This window comes from Paenibacillus oleatilyticus (assembly GCF_018998565.1).
GTDB lineage: Bacteria > Bacillota > Bacilli > Paenibacillales > NBRC-103111 > Paenibacillus_G > Paenibacillus_G oleatilyticus.
On record NZ_JAHNZO010000017.1, the window covers coordinates 1 to 19,928 of the forward strand.

A 19,928-nucleotide genomic window follows, 5' to 3' on the forward strand; every position below is an offset into this window, starting at 1 on the left:
ATACCATATTAACGCGGTGAATGGATAAAAAACGGAAACAAAGAAATAGCCTGCTGAGGGTTTCTCAACAGGCTGACGCCAGCCTCAAAAGGCTGGCGTTTTGCTTGTGTCGCTTGAATGGCCTCATACATACTCTCGATAAAAAAGGTTCAGGAGGTGATTTCCATCCTGCAAGTCATTGGCAAGCGTAGAAAGCTTCAACTGGGACTAGGCCTTCTCGCTCTCCTCGTGATCGCGTCCCTAGTGCCGGCACGGACTCCCTTGATCCGGGACCATCATGACGACGTTGTTCCAAGCAGTGTGGCCGTTCTTGAACAAGTGACGCTGGGTGGAATGGAGCAATCCATCCTTGTTCGCGGCCGCGACAAGCGGAATCCGATTCTACTGTTCTTGCACGGCGGACCGGGCTATCCGCAAATTGCATATGCGCGGAAATATCAACAGGAGCTGGAAAATCAATTTACGGTAGTTAACTGGGATCAACGCGGCTCGGGGAAATCGTATCGGTGGGGAATGACCGAGGACGATTTGCAGGTCGATAAGCTCGTCGAAGACACGCACGAATTAACCAACTATTTGCGTAAAACATTCAACCAACCGAAAATTTTCCTTGTCGGGCATTCGTGGGGGAGCCTGCTCGGGATATGGACGGTTCAAAAATACCCGGACGATTATTATGCATACATCGGGATCGGGCAAGTGGCCAATTCCCCGGAAGGCGAGAGGCTTTCTTATGAATTCGCCCTTCGCGAGGCAGAGGCCCGCAGTAACGAAGAAGCGATCCAAGCCCTGCGATCCATCGGCTCCCCTCCCTATGCAAATCCCCGCAAAGATACGACGCTGGAACGGAAGTGGGTGACCGCCTTCGGCGGCTCCGAGCGACAAATCGACTCAAATGCCGATCTGATTAAAGGCATCTTGTTCTCGCCGGAATATACCCTCATGGACGGAATTCGGTTGGCCCGGGGAAACGCGTTGTCGCTTCGCGCCATCCGGCCTCAAACGGAAAATACAAATTTATTCGAAACGGTCCCGGAACTAAAGGTGCCGGTCTATCTGGCTATGGGGAGATACGACTATATGACGCCCTCGGAGGTGGCTTACCGGTATTACGAAAAGCTCCTTGCTCCGAAAAAGCAGTTCGTCTGGTTCGAGGATTCCGCACATTTCCCTCACTTTGAAGAAGCCGATAAATTTTCCCGGCTGATGGCCGATATAAAAGAAGAAACTTGGAAACCCTCCCCCTAATGATGCATTTCTCGTCTAACCTACAGCTCTTCGAATGGAAAGGATGATAGGATTGAAGCCGAATGTCGGAGATATATATTGCGTATACGTCGAACGGCTGCAGCGCTACGTCGCCTGCCAGATTACTCGAATCGAAGAGGAAAAGGCTAGGCCGCTGGCCGCCGTACTGGAGCTTGACTGGACTGGGGACAAGCTGCCCACGGAGGAAGAGCTCGACAAGATGAAGCCGCTGTACTGTGATTATTACTTCTGGAACAATCAGCTTGATCATTCCTATGTCACGGCACAGGTCCCAAAAAAATACATTTTAACGGGAAACCGGCCTCCGCTCGTCACCGAAAAAACAAACAGCTATAGCGCCAGTTGGCATATAGGCAGAAGTACGGTCAACCAATTGAAGTGGCGGAGTATTCCCGAAGATCGGCGCCGTTCGTTCAAGGAAGCGGCAAAGGACAACACGCCGGTTGTCGTGGGGAGCGTGCAACTGGCTCGCTCGGCCAGTGCAGTCAATTCCGTCGCACTCCGGGAGTTCTCCGACTTGTCCATGCTGGAACAGCTGCCCTGCCTGACGCGCATCGCTGCCGACCGCCCTTATGAGTCACTGCTGCCGTATGTTAACAAAAATCCGTTTATCTACGAGCTGCAGTTGGAGAACCACGGATATACGTCCATCGACCTCCGAGGTAGCAGATTAGAGCGCCTGATCCTTCAGGCAGACGGAGTGGAGGAGCTGTTTTTAAATAAAGGGCTGACCTTTCTATCGTTAACGGGCACACCTTCGCCCAAGCTGAAAATCCACGCCGAAGACGGCGGACAATGGCTGACGGCCGCATTTACGGATAACGTGCCGCCGGTATTCGGTCTGGAACGTTTGGCGGGGCTGCACGTGACACGGGCGAAGGATCTGGATCTTGGACCGGTCGTCCGGAGCTACCCTGGGCTGAAGGAGCTGCGTTTATGGGGCAAACCCGGCAACATCGTTAATCTTCAACAACTCGAACAATTAACGAACCTTAGCGTATTCAGCACCTACGATATGTTCGGCTTCTCCGGCGAAGCATTTCCCGGTCCGGACCGGCTGCCGAACCTTACTTGGCTATGGATGACCAGCCTGCCCGCCGACGCGGCCAAATGCGATTAAAGACAAATACAAAAAAGAAGTCTCCAAAGGTCTGGACCTGTCGATCACCAAGCCGCGCAAGCCCGAATGGCTGGCCGAAAATCTCAATAATCCTTACCGCGACTGGGACGGACGAGAGCACATCACAGCCGCCCAAGCCAAGAAAGCGATGAATCTGTACAAAAAGACACTGGCGGCCATATCGGCTTTACCGGAACAAGTCCAGGGCGGCGGCATGACGCCAGCCGAGGCGGAGTCCGCGCTGGACACTCTGGTGTCCGGTTACACCGAAGCGTTCAACAAAATGGACCGCCGCAGCGGTTTTATCGAAACGGTGGAGCGCGAGGAAATTTATACGGTGCTGGAGGACCTGCTCGTCGGGGCACAGGAGCAATTGTCTGCTGCTGGCGTCGAAGTGGACGTGGATAAGCTGTTTGATACCTTCGATAAGCTGCGCGATTTTTAATGTCGTTAAACTTAAACGCAATAACCCAAAAAAGGGAAGCCCCGCTACAGCAGCGAGCGCTTCCCTTGCTTCATTCCGTTTAAAAAGGATTCATCACGTGGAAAAAGACATTCGGCGACGCCATCCGGTAATAATAGCTGCACCAGCCCACGCCACGGTTGTTGAACCGGTTGGACGAGCTGTATACGAGCCGCTCCTGCTCCAGTTCTTCGATCTGCCAGATCCGGCCTTCCACATAATCGAGCAGCCTTAGCGAAGCCGTGTCCAGCCGATTGGCGACTCCGCCGTAGCGGATATCGATGACTTCCCAGCCGAACGGCTTGAACATCCGCAGCCACTGGGCGCGATGGGTGGCCCGCAGCTCCCGTACCGCTTCCGCAATCTCCGGCAGCACTTCCGTCGCAATGCGCCGCAGCGTCCCCGTATCCTTGGCGTCGTACGCCCGCTTGAGCTCGATGCCGATCTCGCTCTTCCGCTTCAGCACGCCGCACAGCTTCTCCGGCACCTCGAACAAGTAATCCAGCTCGGCTTCCTTGACACGCCGGCTGCGGATGTCCTGCTCCACCTTCGCATAATGCGCGGACAGTTCCAGTCCTTCGATCTGCTTGTCGAACAATCCGAGCAGCACGTCCTGGTACAGCAAAAACTTCGAAGGATTGCTCTGCATCCGGTTGTTCGGCTCGGAGCCAGGCACCTCGTCCAAATCCTTGAACGTCAGGAAGGCGTCGGCCTCGATGCCGGTGCAGAACTTGACCCGCTCCGCCAGCTTCGCCTGATCCGGCTTCGCTTCCGAATATGCGTGCTCCGCGTAGAGCTGCAGGCCGAGCAGCGCCGCAAAAGGATTGCTCTCCATGCCGTCGTCGCCCCACATGGTCGCGTATACCTCGCGGATGCCTTCTCTTTTGCACACTTGCAGAGCGGCGTCGGAGGCGTTCAGCGACAGGCCGTAGTTGACCCCGAACGTGTTAAACACCCAGACGGCGCCGGCAAATACCAGATTGCAGCCGAGCGGGCGGTGCTTGGCGATGAGGTTCTCATAGTCCTCCTGCTCCATGTGGTTATAATCCCAATAGACCATGTCCACATCTTTTGGAATGCGGCGCGCCATTTCCTCCGGAATTTGCGTATCCTTGTCATAGTAATCGCTGCCGTTCTGCGAAGCGAGCTTCAGGAACATATCGCTCCACATCATCGCCTTCAAGCCGCGTCGGCGCGTCATGTCCAGCACTTTGTCGAGATGCGCCATCATAATCTCGAACCGGCTCGTGTAGCCGTTGCGGTCCAAATATTTGCCGCGGCCGAGCTCTTCCGCCTCGTCCATGCCGATGTGGATTTTGCGGCTGCGGAACGGAGCGCTGGCGGCCTCGATCATATTTTCGACCAAACGGTCCGTCCGCTCGTCCCCGACCAGCAGCGCGCCTTTCGTATCCTTGTAGTGCTTCACCGGCTCCCACTTCAAGAACTCTTCCAGATGCGCCAAGGTCTGGATGCTCGGGAACGCCTCGATGCCGAATTGGTCGGCGTAGTCGTCAATTTCCTTCAGCTCCGCTTGTGTGTACCGGCCGCGCATATAGCCGAAATAAGGCTCATCGCCAATTTCGTATGTATCCTCCAAATACAGCATGACGCTGTTTAATCCCATTAAAGCCATCTTGCGAAGCATGAATTTGAAGCTCTCGAGCGTCAATACCGCATTGCGGGACAAATCGAACATCGGCCCGATCGTGTCGAACTGCTGCTGCTCCCGAAGATGAAACGGCTCTCCATGGAGACCGTACTGCACAAGAAGCCCAAGCCCGCGAAAGAACTGATGCTTTTGACCGTAGCGAATATAGGCTTTACCCTGCTCCATGCCGACTTCCAGTTCACCGGACGACGGCTCGACCCGGACGACGATGCCGTCTTCCGCCTCGGTGATCCGAAGCTCCTGCGACAGTTCGCGAATTCCCGGCAATAAAACGTTTAAATTCCCTTCAAACCGCAGCTTCATCTCCTGCTTCCTCTCCTTGGTCAAGTATTCTATCTGCCTCTATTATAAGAGAAAGCTGCGGTTTAGGGAATGCGTTACAAGGATGAATCGTAGGTATAAAAGCCTTTGCCCGTTTTGCGGCCGAGCCGGCCGGCTTTGACGTATTTGCGCAGCAAGGGGCATGGACGGTATTTGCCGTCTCCGAAGCCGTCGTGAAGGATCTCCATAATGGACAGGCACGTGTCCAGCCCGATAAAATCGGCCAGCTCCAACGGTCCCATCGGATGGTTCATTCCCAGCTTCATCACCTTGTCCACCGCCTCCGGAGCCGCAACGCCTTCGTAGACGGTATAAATCGCCTCGTTGATCATCGGCATCAGGACGCGGTTTGATACGAAGCCGGGAAAATCGTTCACCTCAACGGGCGTCTTCCCCATGCGCTCCGCCAAATCGCGGATGTGCCCGAATACCTCGTCGGAGGTCTCCAGACCCCGGATGATCTCAACCAGCGGCATCACCGGAACCGGATTCATGAAATGCATGCCGATCACCTGCGAAGGCCGTCCCGTTACGGCGGCGATCTCCGTGATCGGGAGCGAGGACGTATTGGTAGCAAGGATCGTATGCGGCCGGCACAGGTCGTCCAATCGCTTGAAGAGCGTCGTTTTGTGCTCCATGCTTTCAATAATCGCTTCAATGACCAGGTCGGCCTCAGCCGCTCGGTCCAGCTGGGCACAAGGAAGAATCCGCGCCATAATGCTTATTTTCTCTTCCTCGGCAAGCTTTCCTTTCTCTACGCTCCGGCCAAGACTTTTCGTCAGCCGGGCGATGCCCTGATGAAGGGACACTTCGGCAATATCGTGCAGCAGAACGTTCAAGCCCGACGCTGCAGCAACCTGGGCAATGCCGCTGCCCATCTGTCCTGCGCCAATAACCATAACCGTCTGGATAGCCATGTTACCCACCTCCGATCCTTCTATTTGAAGAGTAATATATTTCCATTATATATGATTTATGTCATTCAATAAATCAGACTTTCCGAACCGATCGCGTCAGTCCCTTCGTTGTGCTGGGGCGAATCGATTATCTTTGGTTGAACGCGTAGCTTGTCACCGCTTCGCCTCGCGGGTTACGGCCCGTACCTCCGCCCGAGGCGATCACATATTCCGGCGGTACTGCCCGCCGACTTGATAAAGCGCATGCGTAATTTGGCCCAAGCTGGCAGCCTTGACGGTTTCCATCAGCTCGGCAAAAATGTTGCCCCCGTCCAAAGCTGTCTGCTGAAGCCTCGCCAAGGCGGCCGGAGCCTCTTCTCGATGCTTCGCTTGAAACGCTCGCAGATTGGCGATCTGCTGCTCCTTCTCCTCCGTCGTGGCGCGGGCCATCGGAATCGGCAGATCTTCCGTCGGCGGGTTCGGGTTCTGGAAGGTGTTCACGCCGATGATCGGGAGCTCGCCGTTGTGCTTTTTCGTCTCGTACAGAAGCGACTCATCCTGGATTTTCCCGCGCTGGTACTGCGATTCCATCGCCCCGAGCACGCCGCCACGATCGCTGATTCGCTCCAGCTCAAGCAGGACGGCTTCCTCCACCAGGTCCGTCAGCTCTTCGATCACGAAGGAGCCTTGGAGCATATTTTCGCTTTTGGCGAGTCCGAGCTCTTTCGTGATGATCAACTGAATAGCCATGGCCCGGCGCACCGAATCCTCCGTCGGCGTCGTGATCGCCTCGTCGTAGGAGTTCGTATGCAGCGAATTGCAGTTGTCCATGATCGCGAGCAGCGCCTGCAGGGTCGTGCGGATATCGTTAAAATCGATTTCCTGCGCATGCAGCGACCGGCCCGAGGTTTGGACGTGATACTTCAGCTTCTGGCTGCGCTCGTTCGCCTTGTATTTCTCCCGCATCGCCGTGGCCCAGATCCGCCTGGCCACCCGGCCGATCACGGTATATTCGGGATCGAGCCCGTTGCTGAAAAAGAACGACAGGTTCGGCGCAAAATCGTCGATGTGCATGCCCCGGGACAAGTAGTATTCGACATACGTGAAGCCGTTCGCCAAGGTGAAGGCGAGCTGCGAGATCGGATTCGCCCCGGCCTCCGCAATATGGTAGCCGGAGATCGACACGGAGTAGTAGTTCCGCACTTCGTGATCGATAAAATATTGCTGGATATCGCCCATCATCCGCAGCGCAAATTCGGTGGAAAAGATGCACGTATTCTGCCCCTGGTCCTCCTTCAAAATGTCCGCCTGCACGGTTCCGCGAACCTGCTTCAGCGCTTCCTTGGCGAGCTGCGATCTTTCCTCGTCGGAGGGCTCTCTCCCTTGCTCCTGGCGGAATTTGTCCACCCGTCCGTCGATCGCCGTATTCATGAACATCGCCAGAATGATGGCCGCAGGACCGTTGATCGTCATCGAGACCGAGGTCAGCGGATGACACAAATCGAAGCCGGCGTACAGCTTTTTCATATCGTCCAAGGTGCAGATGCTGACGCCGCTCTCCCCGATTTTGCCATAGATATCGGGCCGGTAATCGGGGTCTTCGCCGTACAGCGTGACCGAATCGAAGGCGGTGCTAAGCCGTTTGGCCGGATCGTTCTTCGACAAATAATGAAACCGCAGATTCGTCCGCTCCGGGGTTCCCTCGCCTGCGAATTGACGCTTGGGGTCCTCCTCCGTCCGTTTAAAAGGAAACACGCCGGCCGTATAAGGGAACGTTCCCGGCACATTCTCGCGGTACAGCCAGCTTACCAGATCGCCCCAGTCATGGAAGCCGGGCAGGCATACCTTGGGAATCTTCAGCCCGGACAAGCTGGTGGTCGCCAGCTCGGTGACGATCTCTTTGTCCCGGACCTTGGTGACCAGTTGCGTCCCGGCATAGCGAGAGCGCATCTCCGGCCAGCGGGCCAGGAGAGTCCGGGTCTCCGGATGCAGGCGCTGCTCGTACTTCTCTTTCAGCTCCTGCAGCATGACGACGCTGTCCTCCGGCGCATGCTCCCGCTTCAGCGCTTGCATCGTGCCTTCGATTTGGTAGCAGGCGCGCGCAAATTCCGCTTCCTTGTCGACGAAAGCCTTGTAGCTGCGGACGGTCTGCACGATCTCTCCCAAGTACCGGATCCGGTCTCCGGGAATGATGACCTGCTTCTTGAAGCTTTTCTCCGTCGAGAAATCCGGAGCCGGCCAGCCACCGCCGCATTTGCGGTTCATCTCGGAGATCAGCGCCGTAAACAGCCTGTTGGCCCCGGCATCGTTAAACTGGCTCGCGATCGTCCCGTACACCGGCATCGCGTCGTAAGGCTGCTCGAACCATCCGCGGCTTCGCTGCACCTGCTTTTTCACCTCGCGCAGCGCGTCCTCCGAGCCCCTTCGTTCAAACTTGTTGATCGCGATCAAATCGGCGTAGTCGAGCATCTCGATTTTCTCCAGCTGCGAGGGCGCGCCGAATTCGCTGGTCATGACATACAGCGTCACATCGGAGATTTCCGTAATTTGGTGATCCCCCTGCCCGATCCCGCTTGTTTCGACCAGAATCCAGTCAAAGCCCGCCGCCTTGACCACCGCCAACGCCTCGCGAATCGCCTGCGACAGCTCCTTGCCCGAATTGCGCGTCGCCAGGCTCCGCATATAGACCCGGTCCGAATGCACCGCATTCATGCGGATGCGGTCGCCCAACAATGCGCCGCCTGTCCGCTGCTTGGTCGGGTCGATGGACAGGATGGCGACGCTCTTGTCGGGATAATGCCGCAGGAAACGGCGGACCAGTTCGTCCGTGAGCGAGCTTTTTCCCGCGCCGCCCGTACCGGTGATGCCGACGACAGGAGCGTCGGACGGCCATTCCTTCATTTGCTCGAACGCGGCATACAGCTCCGGGCTGGAAGAACAGGACTCGCCGTTCAAGCTCTCGGCGGCCGTGATGCTTTGCGCGATCGCGCGGTGATTCCCCCGCTTCAGTTCCTCCAGATCGGGCACATAGCCCGTAACCGTCGAAAAATCGCATTCCTCCAGCATGACATTGATCATGCCTTGCAGCCCCAGCTTTCTTCCGTCCTCCGGCGAGAAAATGCGGGCCACGCCATAGTCGTGCAGCCGCTTCATTTCCGAAGGAATGATGACGCCGCCCCCGCCTCCATATACGCGGATATGGCTTGCGCCTCTCTCCTTCAACAGATCGATCACGTATTGAAAATATTCGACGTGCCCGCCTTGGTAGGAGGAAATGGCGATGCCCTGCACGTCCTCCTGAATCGCCGCTTGCACAACCTCGTTCACGGACCGGTTGTGGCCCAGATGAATGACCTCCGCTCCGCTGGCCTGCAATATCCGGCGCATCACGTTGATTGAGACGTCATGACCGTCAAACAAAGCGGAAGCGGTAACAAACCTGGCCTTGTGCTTTGTTCGATACATTCGTGCAGTTTCCAAACAAATCTCTCCTCATAGCGAAAAATCGAAGCATACAAGTGGAAAACGAATCCGGATGCATACATAACCAAGATGTAGGCAGCATGCGCCCCTTCCGCTCCAGAACGATCAAAACTCTCTGATTGTTTTTACCTATAAAAATTATTTTCATTATATATTAGACCAATAGAATTAATTGCTATATCATGAATTCATCCTAAATACCGTAATTAAAGGAGGAACGATCCAATGTCTGTTTATGATTTCAAGGTAAACTCAATGGATGGCAAGCCAGTTGATTTGTCTATTTACCGTGGAAAAGTTCTCCTTATTGTCAACACGGCGAGCAAGTGCAGTTATTCCCGGCAATTCGCGGGTCTTCAAGAACTTTACGAAAGCTACCATCAAGAAGGGTTCGAAATTCTCGGATTTCCTTGAAACCAATTCAACGACAAAGAGCCCGGCAGCAGCTCGGAAATAAAAGAATACTGCGAAAGCAGCTTTGGAGTGACGTTTCCTTTGTTTGAAAAAATAGAAGTCAGAGGGCCGTCCGCGCATCCTTTATTTGAATATCTGACGCAGCAAGCCCCTTTTCAAGGCTTCGATATCCATACCCCGAACGGCCAGTGGATGCAGGATTTTGTGCAGCAAAAGTATCCGGAAATCTACGCCGGCGACGGCATCAAGTGGAATTTCTCGAAGTTTCTGATCGACCGTAACGGTCATATCTACGCCAGATACGAAACGACGACGGAACCGTCCGAAATCGAATCCGTTGTTCAATCCCTGCTTTCGGCAGAGCCGGTCTAGGAACTTTATTTTTACCAGACAACTTCCGCCGCTCACGGCTTCAACAGCTCGTTGGAAATGACGATCCGGTGAATCTGGTTGGTCCCCTCGTAAATTTGCGTCACTTTCGCATCGCGGAACAATCGCTCCAACGGATGCTCGTTCGTCCATCCGCTGCCGCCGAACAGCTGCAGCGCTTCCGTTGTGACCGACATGGCGGTATCGCTGGCGAACATTTTGGCCATGGAAGCTTCCTTCGTACAAGGCTTGCCGTTCTGCCGCAGCCAGGCAGCCCGGTACACGAGCAGGCTTGAAGCTTCGACCCGGGCCGCCAGTTCTGTCAGAACGGGCTCCATCGCACGCTGTCGCTCTTTCGCATACCGTGTTTTCACCAGAAGCTCGGTATGCTCCAAGGCGGCTCTGGCAATGCCCAGCGCCTGTGCGCCGATGCCGATCCTCCCCCCGTCCAGAATCGACTTGGCCATGACGAACCCCTGTCCTTCCTGCCCCAGCCGCTGTGCGGCGGGAAGACGGACCTGGTCAAAGGTCAGCTCGCACGTATTGGAGCCGCGCAGCCCCATCTTCTTTTCCTTCTTCTCTACGCGGAAGCCGGGCGCAGCCTTCTCGACAATAAAGGCGCTGACCCCGGAGGCCCCCTGTCCCGGACCGGTCGCGGCAAAAACGATATACACGTCCGCTTCGCCCGCGTTCGTAATAAATACCTTCGATCCGTTCAGGATATAGTCTGTCCCGTCCCAAACGGCGGACGTCCTGATCCTGGCCGCATCAGAGCCGGCATGCGACTCCGTCAGGGCGAACGCCCCGAGCCATTCCCCCGACGCCAATCTTGGAAGGTATTTCGCTTTTTGCTCCTCCGTCCCGTAATACAAAATAGGCAAGGTCGCTACCGAAGTGTGGACGGACAGAATAACGCCAACGGTGGCGCTCGCTTTGGATATTTCCTCGATGGCGATCATATATGAAATCATATCCGCGCCGCTTCCGCCCCATTCCTTGGGAACGAGCAGCCCCAGAAGACCGAAGCCGCCCATTTCGCTGACGAGCGCACGCGGAAAAGCATCGGACTCCTCCATGTCCGGGACGGACGGAGCGATCCGGCTAACGGCGTATTCGCGCACCTTGCTCCGGAAGCGCTCCTGTTCGTCCGTGAAGCACAGCTCCATCAGGCGTCAACTCCCCCTTATTCGTCCACCCGAAGCAAAATCGCATCTCCTTGTCCGCCTCCGCTGCAAATGGCCGCGATACCGAGCCCGCCCCCGCGGCGTCTCAGCGCATGGATCAAGGTCAGAACGATCCTTGCCCCACTGGCCCCGATCGGATGCCCAAGCGCGATCGCCCCGCCGTTAACGTTGACCTTCTCCTCGTCCCAGCCGACGAGACTTCCGCTGGCAAGAATGACCGCTGCGAACGCTTCGTTGACCTCGAACAAGTCAATTTCCTGCAAGGTTTTTCCGGTTTTTTGCAGCAGCTTCTGAATGACAAGTCCTGGCGTTATCGTATAGTAAGGCGCTTCGGCGGCAACGGCCGTATGCCCGATAATGGACGCAAGCGGCGAGTAACGCTCGCGGACCGCTTTTTCCTCGGACATGACCACCAGCGCGGCGGCGCCGTCGCTAATGCCCGAAGCATTGCCTGCGGTCACGGTACCTCCCTGCACAAAGGCAGACGGCAGCTTGGCGAGCTTCTCCGCACTCGTATCGGCGCGCGGGGCTTCATCCGTATCGACATCCGCGTAAGAGCCCGCCCCGCAAGCGACGGGCACGATCTCGTCCTTGAATAGCCCTTGCCGTATCGCCTCCATGGCACGTTTATGGCTCCGCAGCGCCCATTCGTCCTGAAGCTGGCGGCTGATGCCTTTCTCAGCAACGATTCTTTCGGCATACTCTCCCATATGGACATGCTGAAAAGCACAGTGCAGCCCGTCTCGCAACATCAGGTCCGTCATCTTCTTGTCCCCAAGACGGCAGCCCCAGCGTGCATCCGCCCCCGCGTACGGCGCGTTGCTCATGCTTTCCATCCCGCCGGCTACGATCGTTTCGGCATCGCCGGCCCGGATGATTTGATCGGCCAACGTAATGCTGCGCATGCCGGAGGCGCATACTTTGTTGATCGTCTCCGTCTGCACGCGCCAGTCCAATCCGGCCAGCCGCGCCGCCTGACGCGACGGGATTTGTCCGGCGCCGCCCTGCAGCACCATACCCATAATGACCTCATCGACTTCGGAGGGAGCCACCTTCGCTTTGTCCAAAGCCCCTTCGATGGCGATGCCCCCAAGCTCGACGGCTTGCTTGCTTTTCAAGGCGCCGCCGAATTTCCCGAATGCCGTGCGGGCTCCCCCGACAATCACAGATTCTCTCATCGCTTCTCCTTCCGGGCTTTCCGCAAGAAAGCCGCCTGATCATCAAAAAATTGCCGCTTGTTAGCTCCACTCTTCCCGCCTTCCAGCTTCGACGGTCATCCGCTTCCGGCCCATACGTCCATGCCTTTGACCATGTGCACCGCTTTGGCATCGCGCATGTACCGTTCGACGCGGTACTCCTTCATATAGCCGTAGCCCCCGAGGATCTGCACCGCATTCGTCGTCGAACCCATGGCGGCATCGGCCGCATAAGCGAGCGCCCGGGCGGACGGCTCGGCATAGGCCAGCCCCTTGTCCTCATTCCACGCGGCCTGGCGGGCAAGCAGACTTGAAGCCTCGGCAGCCGCACTCATCTCGGCCAGCATGAACGCCACCGCCTGATGCCGTGCAATCGGCTTGCCGAACTGCGTCCGCTCCTTGGCGTAAGCCAGCGACGCCTTCAAAGCGCCCTGCGCAATCCCGGCCGCCAGCGCAGCCAAGCCGTAGCGGGCGCTGGCCCACGTCTCCCCGGCGATGGCGGCCCCTTGTCCGACACTGCCGATCAGCTGTCCCCCGGAAATGCGGCAGCGATCAAAGGTCAGATGAGCCATACCGGAGGAGCGAAGTCCAAGAGCTTGGGTGACGGGGCGTACCTGTAAACCGGTCATCCCCCGCTCAACGAGAAATACGGCGGTTCGTTCGGGTTCCCCCTCGCCTTCGCCTTTGCCTTCCACATTCGCATAAACCAAGAATAAGTCGGCTTCTTTGCCATTGAAAACGAACTCCAGCGTCCCGTCGAGAACGTACCCGTCCCCATCCGGCTTCGCCGTCAGCGTAAAGGCAAGCGGAGGAATCCCTCCGGGCCGCGGAGGAAGCGCCCCAGCCCCCAGCTTCCGGCCCTCGATCAGCGCCCGCAAATGCTTCGTTCCCCCATTTTGCCCAAACCTGTATACCGGCCACGTCACAAGCTGAACATGCGTCCACAGCGCCGCACCTAGCGAAGCGCAGCCTCCGGACAGCTGCTCCAGCAGCAGGACGTAGCTTGCGAAGCCTCCCCCGGCCCCGCCGTCCGATTCGGGCCAAGGCAAGCCGGCAAAGCCCAGCGCCGCCATCCGGTCGAACAGCTCGCGGTCAAACGCTTCCGCTTCGTCCAACTGCTCAACCTTCGTTTCCACTTCCCTGGCGACAAAATCGCGCACCACGTCACAGATCATTTCCTGCTCTTCCGTCAACTCGAACCTCATAAAATCTCTCCTTTGAACAACAAAGAGACTTACGATGAAACGTCATTCTACCCCCATGTTATGAAATATTTAGGATAAATATGATGTCATAATGGAAATAAAACGTTGCATTGAGACAAGCACACTGAAGCGACGCATACAAAAAAAGAAATTATGCGAGGCGTCTGCCTGCATAATTTCTTTCTTGGAAACTACGGGCCCCGGAATCACTGGGGCTTGTCGGCTTGTTCCAGCAAAGCGAAGAGATGATTTTTCATAAAATCGTAGGCAGGCTTATCTCCCTTCTTCGCGTAAAACCGCAAGCCGTCTAGGCCTTTGAAGAGCTGGTACCCGAGCAATCTCTCTTCGAAGTAGGGGATCGAGCGCCCTTCTTCCGCCCATGACTCGCGGACTCTCTGCGGAAATTGCGCTATCGGTGCCCACAAATGCAGGACGGCCAAGTCGAACATAAAATCCCCGTACATCGCCATCTCCCAATCGACAATCCCGGTTACGGCATGATTCTGCGATAACATATTCCCGAAGTGAAAATCCCCGTGTACCAGGTAACGCTCCTCAGGCGCATAATCGATTCGTTCCATCATCGCGGCATAGATCCGATCGAACACGTCTTTCTCCAGAAAGCTGCTTTCAAAAAGAGAAGTCCAGCCATGATAAAACCCTTCCTGTTCTTCCTCGAAAGTCGACGCCAGAAATTCGGTCCACGTCTTGGCCGAACCCTCTCCCGTAGGCGTGATCCATCCGAAGCCTGAACATGGCTCCACCCGAATTTGGTTCATCCGGGTAAACTGGCGGACCAGATCGGGCAAAACGCCGCGGATATCCGGTCCGGCCTGGGAGAGGATCGGGGTCCCCTCCACTTTTTCCGCAATCGAATAATGGGCGCCGCCGCACGTTCCGACTTCAAAGATTCGGGGCATCGGTACCCCGCAAGAGGCGTATTGGTCCGAAATAAACTTGACCTTCTTCAGCGTCTCCGGGTCGTTCTTAAAATGAATGACCAAGTCCCTGCCATTCTTCGTATAGCTGTACACCTTGCTCAGCTCCCCCATATCAATCGGGGTCACATCGGAAACGCCCTCCCCTTCGATTTGCCGCAAATAGCCGAGAGCCTCTTCGATATTCATTTCCGGTTTGAATGAACGCATTGTCATTCCGCCTTTCTCGCTTAAGTTATTGGATTGTATAGCACGAAAACCAAAAAAAGCCGCAGATGAACATTGTCCATCCACGGCTTCCTATGCGTAAGAATATGGAAACAAGACACGCCAAAGCGGCCTTGTCTCATCGATTCATGCATAGACGGTGATGATCGGGTTCATAACAGGAGTACACAAGCGGACGCACGGCAAAGCACACCTGCCCCATCCGGCAGAGTGCCCCGGTCACGCTTATGGTTATTCGGTTAAGAGTTAACCGTTAACTTCTGTCAGGAACACAGCCATCATCATCATCACTGCACGTATCCCACCATTTCCAAGATTTGATTTTATTATAAAATAACGATTCGGAAGGAAGCAAGGCCGAAATGAAGCTCCGGGCTGATGCTTCAACAGGAATCTTGCAGCAGCTCTTGCAGCTGCCGATCCGTTCCGACGGGTTCGACCGGCGTGTACACCCGCATCAGAAAGTCGCTGTTTTCCGAGAGGGGAAACGTATTGTAACGAAATGTCAGCAAGCCTGCTTTGGGGTGCCGAACCACTTTGTCCCCTTCCAGACTTCCGGAAACCTCGTGGCGTCCCCACAACAACCTGAACTCCTCGCTTCGGTCCCATAACCTGCCGACCAATTCCTGATACCACGAATCGTTCATATACATGGCGTAGCGGCTTCTGAAATGGGCCACCATCGAGGTGGCGACGTTTTCCCAGTTGACAATGCGTTTCTTTTCATGGTCCATCGTGAAGACGCGCCAAAGAATATTGCGCTCGATCTCTGCCATCCGGTTAAAGTCGCCGCAAAGCGAACTGGTAATTTTGTTCCAAGCGAGCAAGTTCCAGTGCTTGTCGATGATATACGCCGGGTAAGTTCCCAGCCTGTCGAGTATTTGTTGAAGGGAAGGAGACAAGGTTTCATTCTCCGTCCCTCTGGATACGGTGAAATGGTTCGCCAAGACGCGAAGATGGTTGCGCTCGTCCTTGCTCAGCCGCAGCGTCCGCACCAAGCTTTCCAGCACTTGCTCCGACACTTGAATATCCCGCCCCTGCTCCAGCGCAGTGTACCATGGCAAGGAAATGCCGGATAAGCTCGCCACTTCTTCCCGTCTCAGCCCCGGCGTGCGGCGGCGCGAGGTGTCCACCTGCAGCCCCAATTCCTGCGGAGATAAACGCAAGCGGCGAGTCCGGAGGAAATCCGCCAGCTCTTTCCGTCTTCTTTCGTTGTTCATCACGATGATACCACTCCATATCCTGATAGAATTTATAGCAGTATCCGTACGACTAGTACTCCGAATAGTACTACAAATGCAGACCTGTTTGCCAGTGATAAAACTAATTATAATCGACTCATCGCCCGCAGTGAAGGAGGAGAAGCGTCCAAGCAGCATTCATCAAGCCCCGGGCAATGCTATTACCCTAATCCAAAACAAAGGAGATCTAAACCTATGATAAAACCGGAACAAAACGAACGTCGAAGCACATTAAGAGGAAAACGCGTCATCGTCCTCGGAGGAACGTCCGGAATGGGCTTTGCGACAGCCGAAGCCGCAGCGGACGAAGGGGCGTCCGTCGTCGTCGTATCCAGCCGTCAAGAGAAAGTGGACGCGGCGGTCTCGCGTCTGCCCCAAGGTGCCGAAGGGCATGCGGTCGACCTGGCGAACGAGACGCAGGTACGCGACTTTTTCGGCCGCATCGGCGAATTCGATCACCTGGTGTTCACGGCCGGCGATCCGCTGCAGCTCGCCACTCTTGGCGAAGTGGACATGGACGCAGCGCGTCAAATGTTCAACCTGCGTTACTGGGGCGCACTCATGGCCGCAAAATACGGCAGCGTGAACATCCGGTCGGGCGGCTCGATCACGCTCGCTTCCGGTACGGCCGGCGTCCGGCCGCAGAAGGGCTGCACGGTCGCAGGCAGCGTCTGTGGCGCAGTCGAGGCGCTGACCAAAGCGCTCGCCGTCGAGCTCAGCCCGCTTCGGGTCAACGCCGTTCGCTTCGGGCTGATGCGCACCGAGATGTGGAGCGGCATTCCCGAAGGGGACCGCAATGCCATGTATAAAGCGGCCGAAAAATTTCTCCCCGTTGGCCGGGTGGGTGAACCGGAGGACGCGGCGGAGGCGTTCCTGTATTTAATGCGCGAAAAGTATTCCACCGGACAAACTATCGTCGTGGACGGCGGGGCAACTTTGGTGTAAAGAATCTGGAATGCCAACGGCCCCGTACCATCATTCTGAAGCTTTCTTTTCATGCATAGCCTCCCGGTATTTGCCGGGGGGCATTCCCATTTTGCGGGAAAATGACCTTGTGAAGTAATGAATGCTGGAAAATCCGGATTTCTCGGCAATTTCGATCAAAGATAAATCGGTGTGCTTCAATAAATATACGGCTCGGCGAATTTTTTCTTGTTGAACGAAGTGGATATAGCTCATTCCGAGCTCCTGTTGAAACAACCGGGACAAATGGCGGCTGGAAAGATGAAGATAAGCGGCCACTTCCGCCAACGTCATCGAATGCGAAAGGTTGTCTTTCACGAACCGGATCGCCCGATTCAACGCGTAGGCGGCTGGCTTATAACCGGAAATGCCAAGACCCCCAGATGGAGCTTCAGCTTGAAAGGCGGAGCAAAAAGAGAATAATAGCGACAGGGCAGTGCTCTTCACGTAGTGCTCCGTGATGGGGACCGGTTCTTGCAAATGCTTAAGAAGCGCGGTCCAGATTAACGTCGCGGGATTCGCGAATGCATCGGTGATCAAAATGCGATCGGCCACCGCAAGCTGCCGAAAGTGCCGGACAATGGCAGGGTCCGTGTTCTCTTCGTCGACTTCGAAAGCGACGTACAGGAGAAACATTCCTTTCTTACTGCGAATTTGGTGGCGCACGCCAGGCCGCGATAAAAATAACGTCTCCTTGCGCAAGGGAAAGAGATCGTCACCGTCCATGTACATTCCCTCTCCTTCCCGGACATAGCAGATTTCAAAAAAGGAATGCTGATGCACGGGATTGTCGAAATGAGCGGGATCGATTCCCCAATAATGGATGGTGAAGGAGGCCGATGGGTTCTGGAGACGCGGGACGATTTCGTTTAAATAGGCTTGAATTTTATGCGGATGATCGAACATGATCCGGCTCCCCCTTGGCATGGATGTCCGAAAAGTGCAAGGACTTGACTGATTTGATCAAATACAACCAGCCGGTTTCTCTCTACAATAACATCATGGATAGCGATCCATCAATTTTGGGGAGGCTGACTGGATGATTACCCAAGAGCAAGTTGATTTTTATCATGAAAACGGATATTTATTGGTTAAAGGTTTATTCAATAGTGAGGAAGTAGAAGCAATGCGAACCGCAACGGATGCGATTATCGACCGCGCGGCCAAATCGAAGTTCGATCGAAGCGACACGTGGCAAGGCGATTACTTGCCGCCGGAGCAGTTGAAGAAGCTCGTATTAAAGGGCTTCCACGATGTGCATTATCATGACGCGGTATTTACCCGGGCGCTGTGCCATCCTAACATGGCGGCCGTCCTATCCCGATTGATTGGCCCAAATGTGCAAGTCCACCACTCGAAAATGCTGGTCAAGCCCCCGGAAAAAGGCGCAGCGTTCCCGATGCATCAGGATTACCCGTATTTCCCGCATGCGAATCATTCGATGATCGCGGCAAGTATCCACTTGGACGATTCCGACATGGAAAACGGCTGTCTGTGTGTCATTCCCGGGACGCACAAAAATGGCCCGATGCCGCATGTAGGAGCCCATTATCTCGATCATAAAGAGTACCCGATCTCGTTGGGGACGCCTTGTCCGGCAAGCGCGGGAGATGTTCTGTTCTTCAATTACTTGACGATTCACGGCTCCGACGTCAATCGAAGCCCACGGCCGAGAAGGAACGTGCTGGTCCAATACCGTGATCCCGAGGATTTGCCGACGGAAGAAGTTCATGTGAACTGGGGGCAAGGACTTATGGTTTGCGGCCATAATCCGATATTCAAGGAATATAAAGGGGCTCATTAGGTTAGCTTTTGCAAGCTAAGCCAAGAGGCTGTCCATCTAGACAGCCTCAGGGTGTTTAGAAAGTGGCTTTTCCAAAAATAGAGAAACATACGGAGGTGGGGTATCTACTGGAGGAGCGATAGCGTTCGCCTTTGTCTGCGGGAAATACCCGCTGCTAAGCGGATTTCAATAAAAATTTCCTGCAGACAAGAGCGACCGGAAGTAGATATCCCACCCCCTCGTACACCTCTATTACTTCAGTTGACCACTTTCTCAACACTCTAGGACTGCCCCATCTGGACAGCCTCTTTGCTCGACGCCTTCACAGGGAAGCCGAAGCTTGACCTAACAGCGACGCTAATTGATCGTAATCCACCGCTTGACCGCTGCGGAGCTTGATCGTTTTTCTCTCGGGAGGGCCGTCGAACTGGGCTTCGGGGAATTCAATTCCGTCAGGATTGAAAATCGTAAAGCTGACCGCATCCTTCGATGTCGAGATCACGGCCGCGTACTTGCCGTTTTTCAAGAAGTGAGGCTTCTTGTATTGGATACGCTCTTGAACGTCCGGTATCGTTTGAAGGACCATCTCGCGAAGACGCGTAGACATCTCCGCCTGCCACGGTTCTTTGATTGCATTTATGAATTCGATAACTTCTTGACTCATCCTGTTTTCCTCCTTTATTGTCCCTGCTTTACAATCTGCCAATTGACTCCGAACTTGTCAACGACCTCGCCGTAATATGCGCCCCAAGGCTGCAAAGCGAACGGATATTTGTCCGTGCCGCCCTTTCCTAAATTGGCGTAGGCTTCCCGCGCTTCGGCTTCATCGCCGAACGACAGCGACATCGCGATTCCGCCGTTCTTGCTTACCGGGCCAAAGGAGTCCGACATGAACAAAACATTCCCTCCGGCCACCGTCATCGCCATGTACATTACTTTATCTTTATGCTCCTCCGGCGTGCCGGGGATTTCGCCGAACGTGATCGTGGATTGAATCTCCCCGCCAAGCGCCTGCGAATAAAATTCAGCTTGCGCTCTGGCATTCTCCGAAGAAATGAATGGGGTTAGGTTGGCTTTCATATGCAGCATCCTTCCAGTGATTGGTTTGTACCGGATTCAAAATGAAATGTTGAAAACCGGCCTTTATTCATACGACGATCGGGATTCGACGAAATCGACACGATCG

General features: G+C 55.3%; 16 protein-coding genes and 1 pseudogene. 6 read left to right on the forward strand and 11 right to left on the reverse strand.

Annotation, left to right across the window (positions count from 1 at the left end):
* The first annotated feature begins 156 nt into the window (after positions 1-156).
* The 3 genes from KQX66_RS21080 (at position 157) to KQX66_RS37470 (ending at position 2,834) form a co-directional block, all read left to right on the forward strand.
* Entirely contained in the window at positions 157-1,248 is a 1,092-nt protein-coding gene (locus KQX66_RS21080) for an alpha/beta fold hydrolase (protein WP_216794781.1), read from the forward strand.
* A gap of 52 nt (positions 1,249-1,300) precedes the next feature.
* Positions 1,301-2,389, forward strand: coding sequence for a hypothetical protein (locus tag KQX66_RS21085; protein ID WP_253957326.1), 1,089 nt, complete (start codon positions 1,301-1,303; stop codon positions 2,387-2,389).
* A gap of 148 nt (positions 2,390-2,537) precedes the next feature.
* A complete protein-coding gene (locus KQX66_RS37470; protein WP_253957327.1) occupies positions 2,538-2,834 on the forward strand; it encodes a hypothetical protein in 297 nt (98 codons plus the stop codon).
* A gap of 79 nt (positions 2,835-2,913) precedes the next feature.
* On the opposite strand, the gene KQX66_RS21090 is transcribed toward KQX66_RS37470, so the two are convergent.
* From KQX66_RS21090 to icmF, 3 genes are all read right to left on the reverse strand, one after another.
* Entirely contained in the window at positions 2,914-4,824 is a 1,911-nt protein-coding gene (locus KQX66_RS21090; RefSeq protein WP_216794782.1) for a beta-N-acetylhexosaminidase, read from the reverse strand.
* 74 nt (positions 4,825-4,898) lie between these two features.
* Positions 4,899-5,759, reverse strand: a complete 861-nt coding sequence (locus KQX66_RS21095; RefSeq protein ID WP_216794783.1) for a 3-hydroxybutyryl-CoA dehydrogenase — start codon at positions 5,757-5,759, stop codon at positions 4,899-4,901.
* A 201-nt stretch (positions 5,760-5,960) separates the two neighbouring features.
* Positions 5,961-9,203 carry a fused isobutyryl-CoA mutase/GTPase IcmF gene (icmF, locus tag KQX66_RS21100; RefSeq protein ID WP_216794901.1) on the reverse strand — a complete coding sequence of 1,081 codons (3,243 nt, stop codon included), beginning with the start codon at positions 9,201-9,203 and terminating at the stop codon, positions 5,961-5,963.
* Positions 9,204-9,446: 243 nt separating this feature from the next.
* Between icmF and KQX66_RS21105 the strand changes: the two are divergent.
* Positions 9,447-10,007 (forward strand): annotated as a pseudogene (locus KQX66_RS21105) (glutathione peroxidase).
* 32 nt (positions 10,008-10,039) lie between these two features.
* Here KQX66_RS21105 and KQX66_RS21110 read toward each other — a convergent pair.
* From KQX66_RS21110 to KQX66_RS21130, 5 genes are all read right to left on the reverse strand, one after another.
* The gene (locus tag KQX66_RS21110; protein WP_216794784.1) at positions 10,040-11,170 is read right to left on the reverse strand and encodes an acyl-CoA dehydrogenase family protein; all 1,131 of its coding nucleotides are present in this window, start codon (positions 11,168-11,170) and stop codon (positions 10,040-10,042) included.
* A 17-nt stretch (positions 11,171-11,187) separates the two neighbouring features.
* Positions 11,188-12,366 (reverse strand): acetyl-CoA C-acetyltransferase, encoded by a 1,179-nt coding sequence (locus KQX66_RS21115; protein ID WP_216794785.1) that lies wholly within the window; start codon positions 12,364-12,366, stop codon positions 11,188-11,190.
* A 95-nt stretch (positions 12,367-12,461) separates the two neighbouring features.
* Positions 12,462-13,589 (reverse strand): acyl-CoA dehydrogenase family protein, encoded by a 1,128-nt coding sequence (locus tag KQX66_RS21120; RefSeq protein ID WP_216794786.1) that lies wholly within the window; start codon positions 13,587-13,589, stop codon positions 12,462-12,464.
* Positions 13,590-13,795: 206 nt separating this feature from the next.
* Complete coding sequence (locus KQX66_RS21125) at positions 13,796-14,737, reverse strand: phosphotransferase family protein (RefSeq protein WP_216794787.1); 942 nt, start codon at positions 14,735-14,737, stop codon at positions 13,796-13,798.
* Between the two features lie 401 nt (positions 14,738-15,138).
* On the reverse strand, positions 15,139-15,975 hold the full coding sequence (locus KQX66_RS21130; RefSeq protein WP_216794902.1) for a helix-turn-helix transcriptional regulator: 837 nt from the start codon (positions 15,973-15,975) through the stop codon (positions 15,139-15,141).
* Between the two features lie 216 nt (positions 15,976-16,191).
* Between KQX66_RS21130 and KQX66_RS21135 the strand changes: the two genes are divergently transcribed.
* Positions 16,192-16,941 (forward strand): SDR family oxidoreductase, encoded by a 750-nt coding sequence (locus KQX66_RS21135; RefSeq protein WP_216794788.1) that lies wholly within the window; start codon positions 16,192-16,194, stop codon positions 16,939-16,941.
* Positions 16,942-16,971: 30 nt separating this feature from the next.
* Here KQX66_RS21135 and KQX66_RS21140 read toward each other — a convergent pair whose 3' ends face one another.
* Positions 16,972-17,865, reverse strand: coding sequence for an AraC family transcriptional regulator (locus KQX66_RS21140; RefSeq protein WP_216794789.1), 894 nt, complete (start codon positions 17,863-17,865; stop codon positions 16,972-16,974).
* Positions 17,866-17,998: 133 nt separating this feature from the next.
* Between KQX66_RS21140 and KQX66_RS21145 the strand changes: the two genes are divergently transcribed.
* Positions 17,999-18,763, forward strand: a complete 765-nt coding sequence (locus KQX66_RS21145) for a phytanoyl-CoA dioxygenase family protein (RefSeq protein WP_216794790.1) — start codon at positions 17,999-18,001, stop codon at positions 18,761-18,763.
* A 301-nt stretch (positions 18,764-19,064) separates the two neighbouring features.
* On the opposite strand, the gene KQX66_RS21150 is transcribed toward KQX66_RS21145, so the two are convergent.
* Together KQX66_RS21150 and KQX66_RS21155 are read right to left on the reverse strand one after the other, a co-directional pair.
* Positions 19,065-19,406 (reverse strand): DUF1801 domain-containing protein, encoded by a 342-nt coding sequence (locus KQX66_RS21150; protein ID WP_216794791.1) that lies wholly within the window; start codon positions 19,404-19,406, stop codon positions 19,065-19,067.
* Between the two features lie 14 nt (positions 19,407-19,420).
* Positions 19,421-19,822: a VOC family protein gene (locus tag KQX66_RS21155; RefSeq protein WP_216794792.1), complete on the reverse strand. Its 402-nt coding sequence runs from the start codon at positions 19,820-19,822 to the stop codon at positions 19,421-19,423.
* Positions 19,823-19,928: the final 106 nt, after the last annotated feature.

What these genes read in the sequence shown, in the direction of transcription:
- KQX66_RS21155 (WP_216794792.1), bottom strand. Translation starts at nt 19,822, where the DNA reads ATGAAAGCCAACCTAACCCCATTCATTTCTTCGGAGAATGCCAGAGCG.
- KQX66_RS21090 (WP_216794782.1), bottom strand. Translation starts at nt 4,824, where the DNA reads ATGAAGCTGCGGTTTGAAGGGAATTTAAACGTTTTATTGCCGGGAATT.
- KQX66_RS21140 (WP_216794789.1), bottom strand. Translation starts at nt 17,865, where the DNA reads ATGTTCGATCATCCGCATAAAATTCAAGCCTATTTAAACGAAATCGTC.
- KQX66_RS21125 (WP_216794787.1), bottom strand. Translation starts at nt 14,737, where the DNA reads ATGCGTTCATTCAAACCGGAAATGAATATCGAAGAGGCTCTCGGCTAT.
- KQX66_RS21095 (WP_216794783.1), bottom strand. Translation starts at nt 5,759, where the DNA reads ATGGCTATCCAGACGGTTATGGTTATTGGCGCAGGACAGATGGGCAGC.
- KQX66_RS21145 (WP_216794790.1), top strand. Translation starts at nt 17,999, where the DNA reads ATGATTACCCAAGAGCAAGTTGATTTTTATCATGAAAACGGATATTTA.
- KQX66_RS21135 (WP_216794788.1), top strand. Translation starts at nt 16,192, where the DNA reads ATGATAAAACCGGAACAAAACGAACGTCGAAGCACATTAAGAGGAAAA.
- KQX66_RS21115 (WP_216794785.1), bottom strand. Translation starts at nt 12,366, where the DNA reads ATGAGAGAATCTGTGATTGTCGGGGGAGCCCGCACGGCATTCGGGAAA.
- KQX66_RS21110 (WP_216794784.1), bottom strand. Translation starts at nt 11,170, where the DNA reads ATGGAGCTGTGCTTCACGGACGAACAGGAGCGCTTCCGGAGCAAGGTG.
- KQX66_RS37470 (WP_253957327.1), top strand. Translation starts at nt 2,538, where the DNA reads ATGAATCTGTACAAAAAGACACTGGCGGCCATATCGGCTTTACCGGAA.
- KQX66_RS21150 (WP_216794791.1), bottom strand. Translation starts at nt 19,406, where the DNA reads ATGAGTCAAGAAGTTATCGAATTCATAAATGCAATCAAAGAACCGTGG.
- icmF (WP_216794901.1), bottom strand. Translation starts at nt 9,203, where the DNA reads ATGTATCGAACAAAGCACAAGGCCAGGTTTGTTACCGCTTCCGCTTTG.
- KQX66_RS21130 (WP_216794902.1), bottom strand. Translation starts at nt 15,975, where the DNA reads ATGAACAACGAAAGAAGACGGAAAGAGCTGGCGGATTTCCTCCGGACT.
- KQX66_RS21120 (WP_216794786.1), bottom strand. Translation starts at nt 13,589, where the DNA reads ATGAGGTTCGAGTTGACGGAAGAGCAGGAAATGATCTGTGACGTGGTG.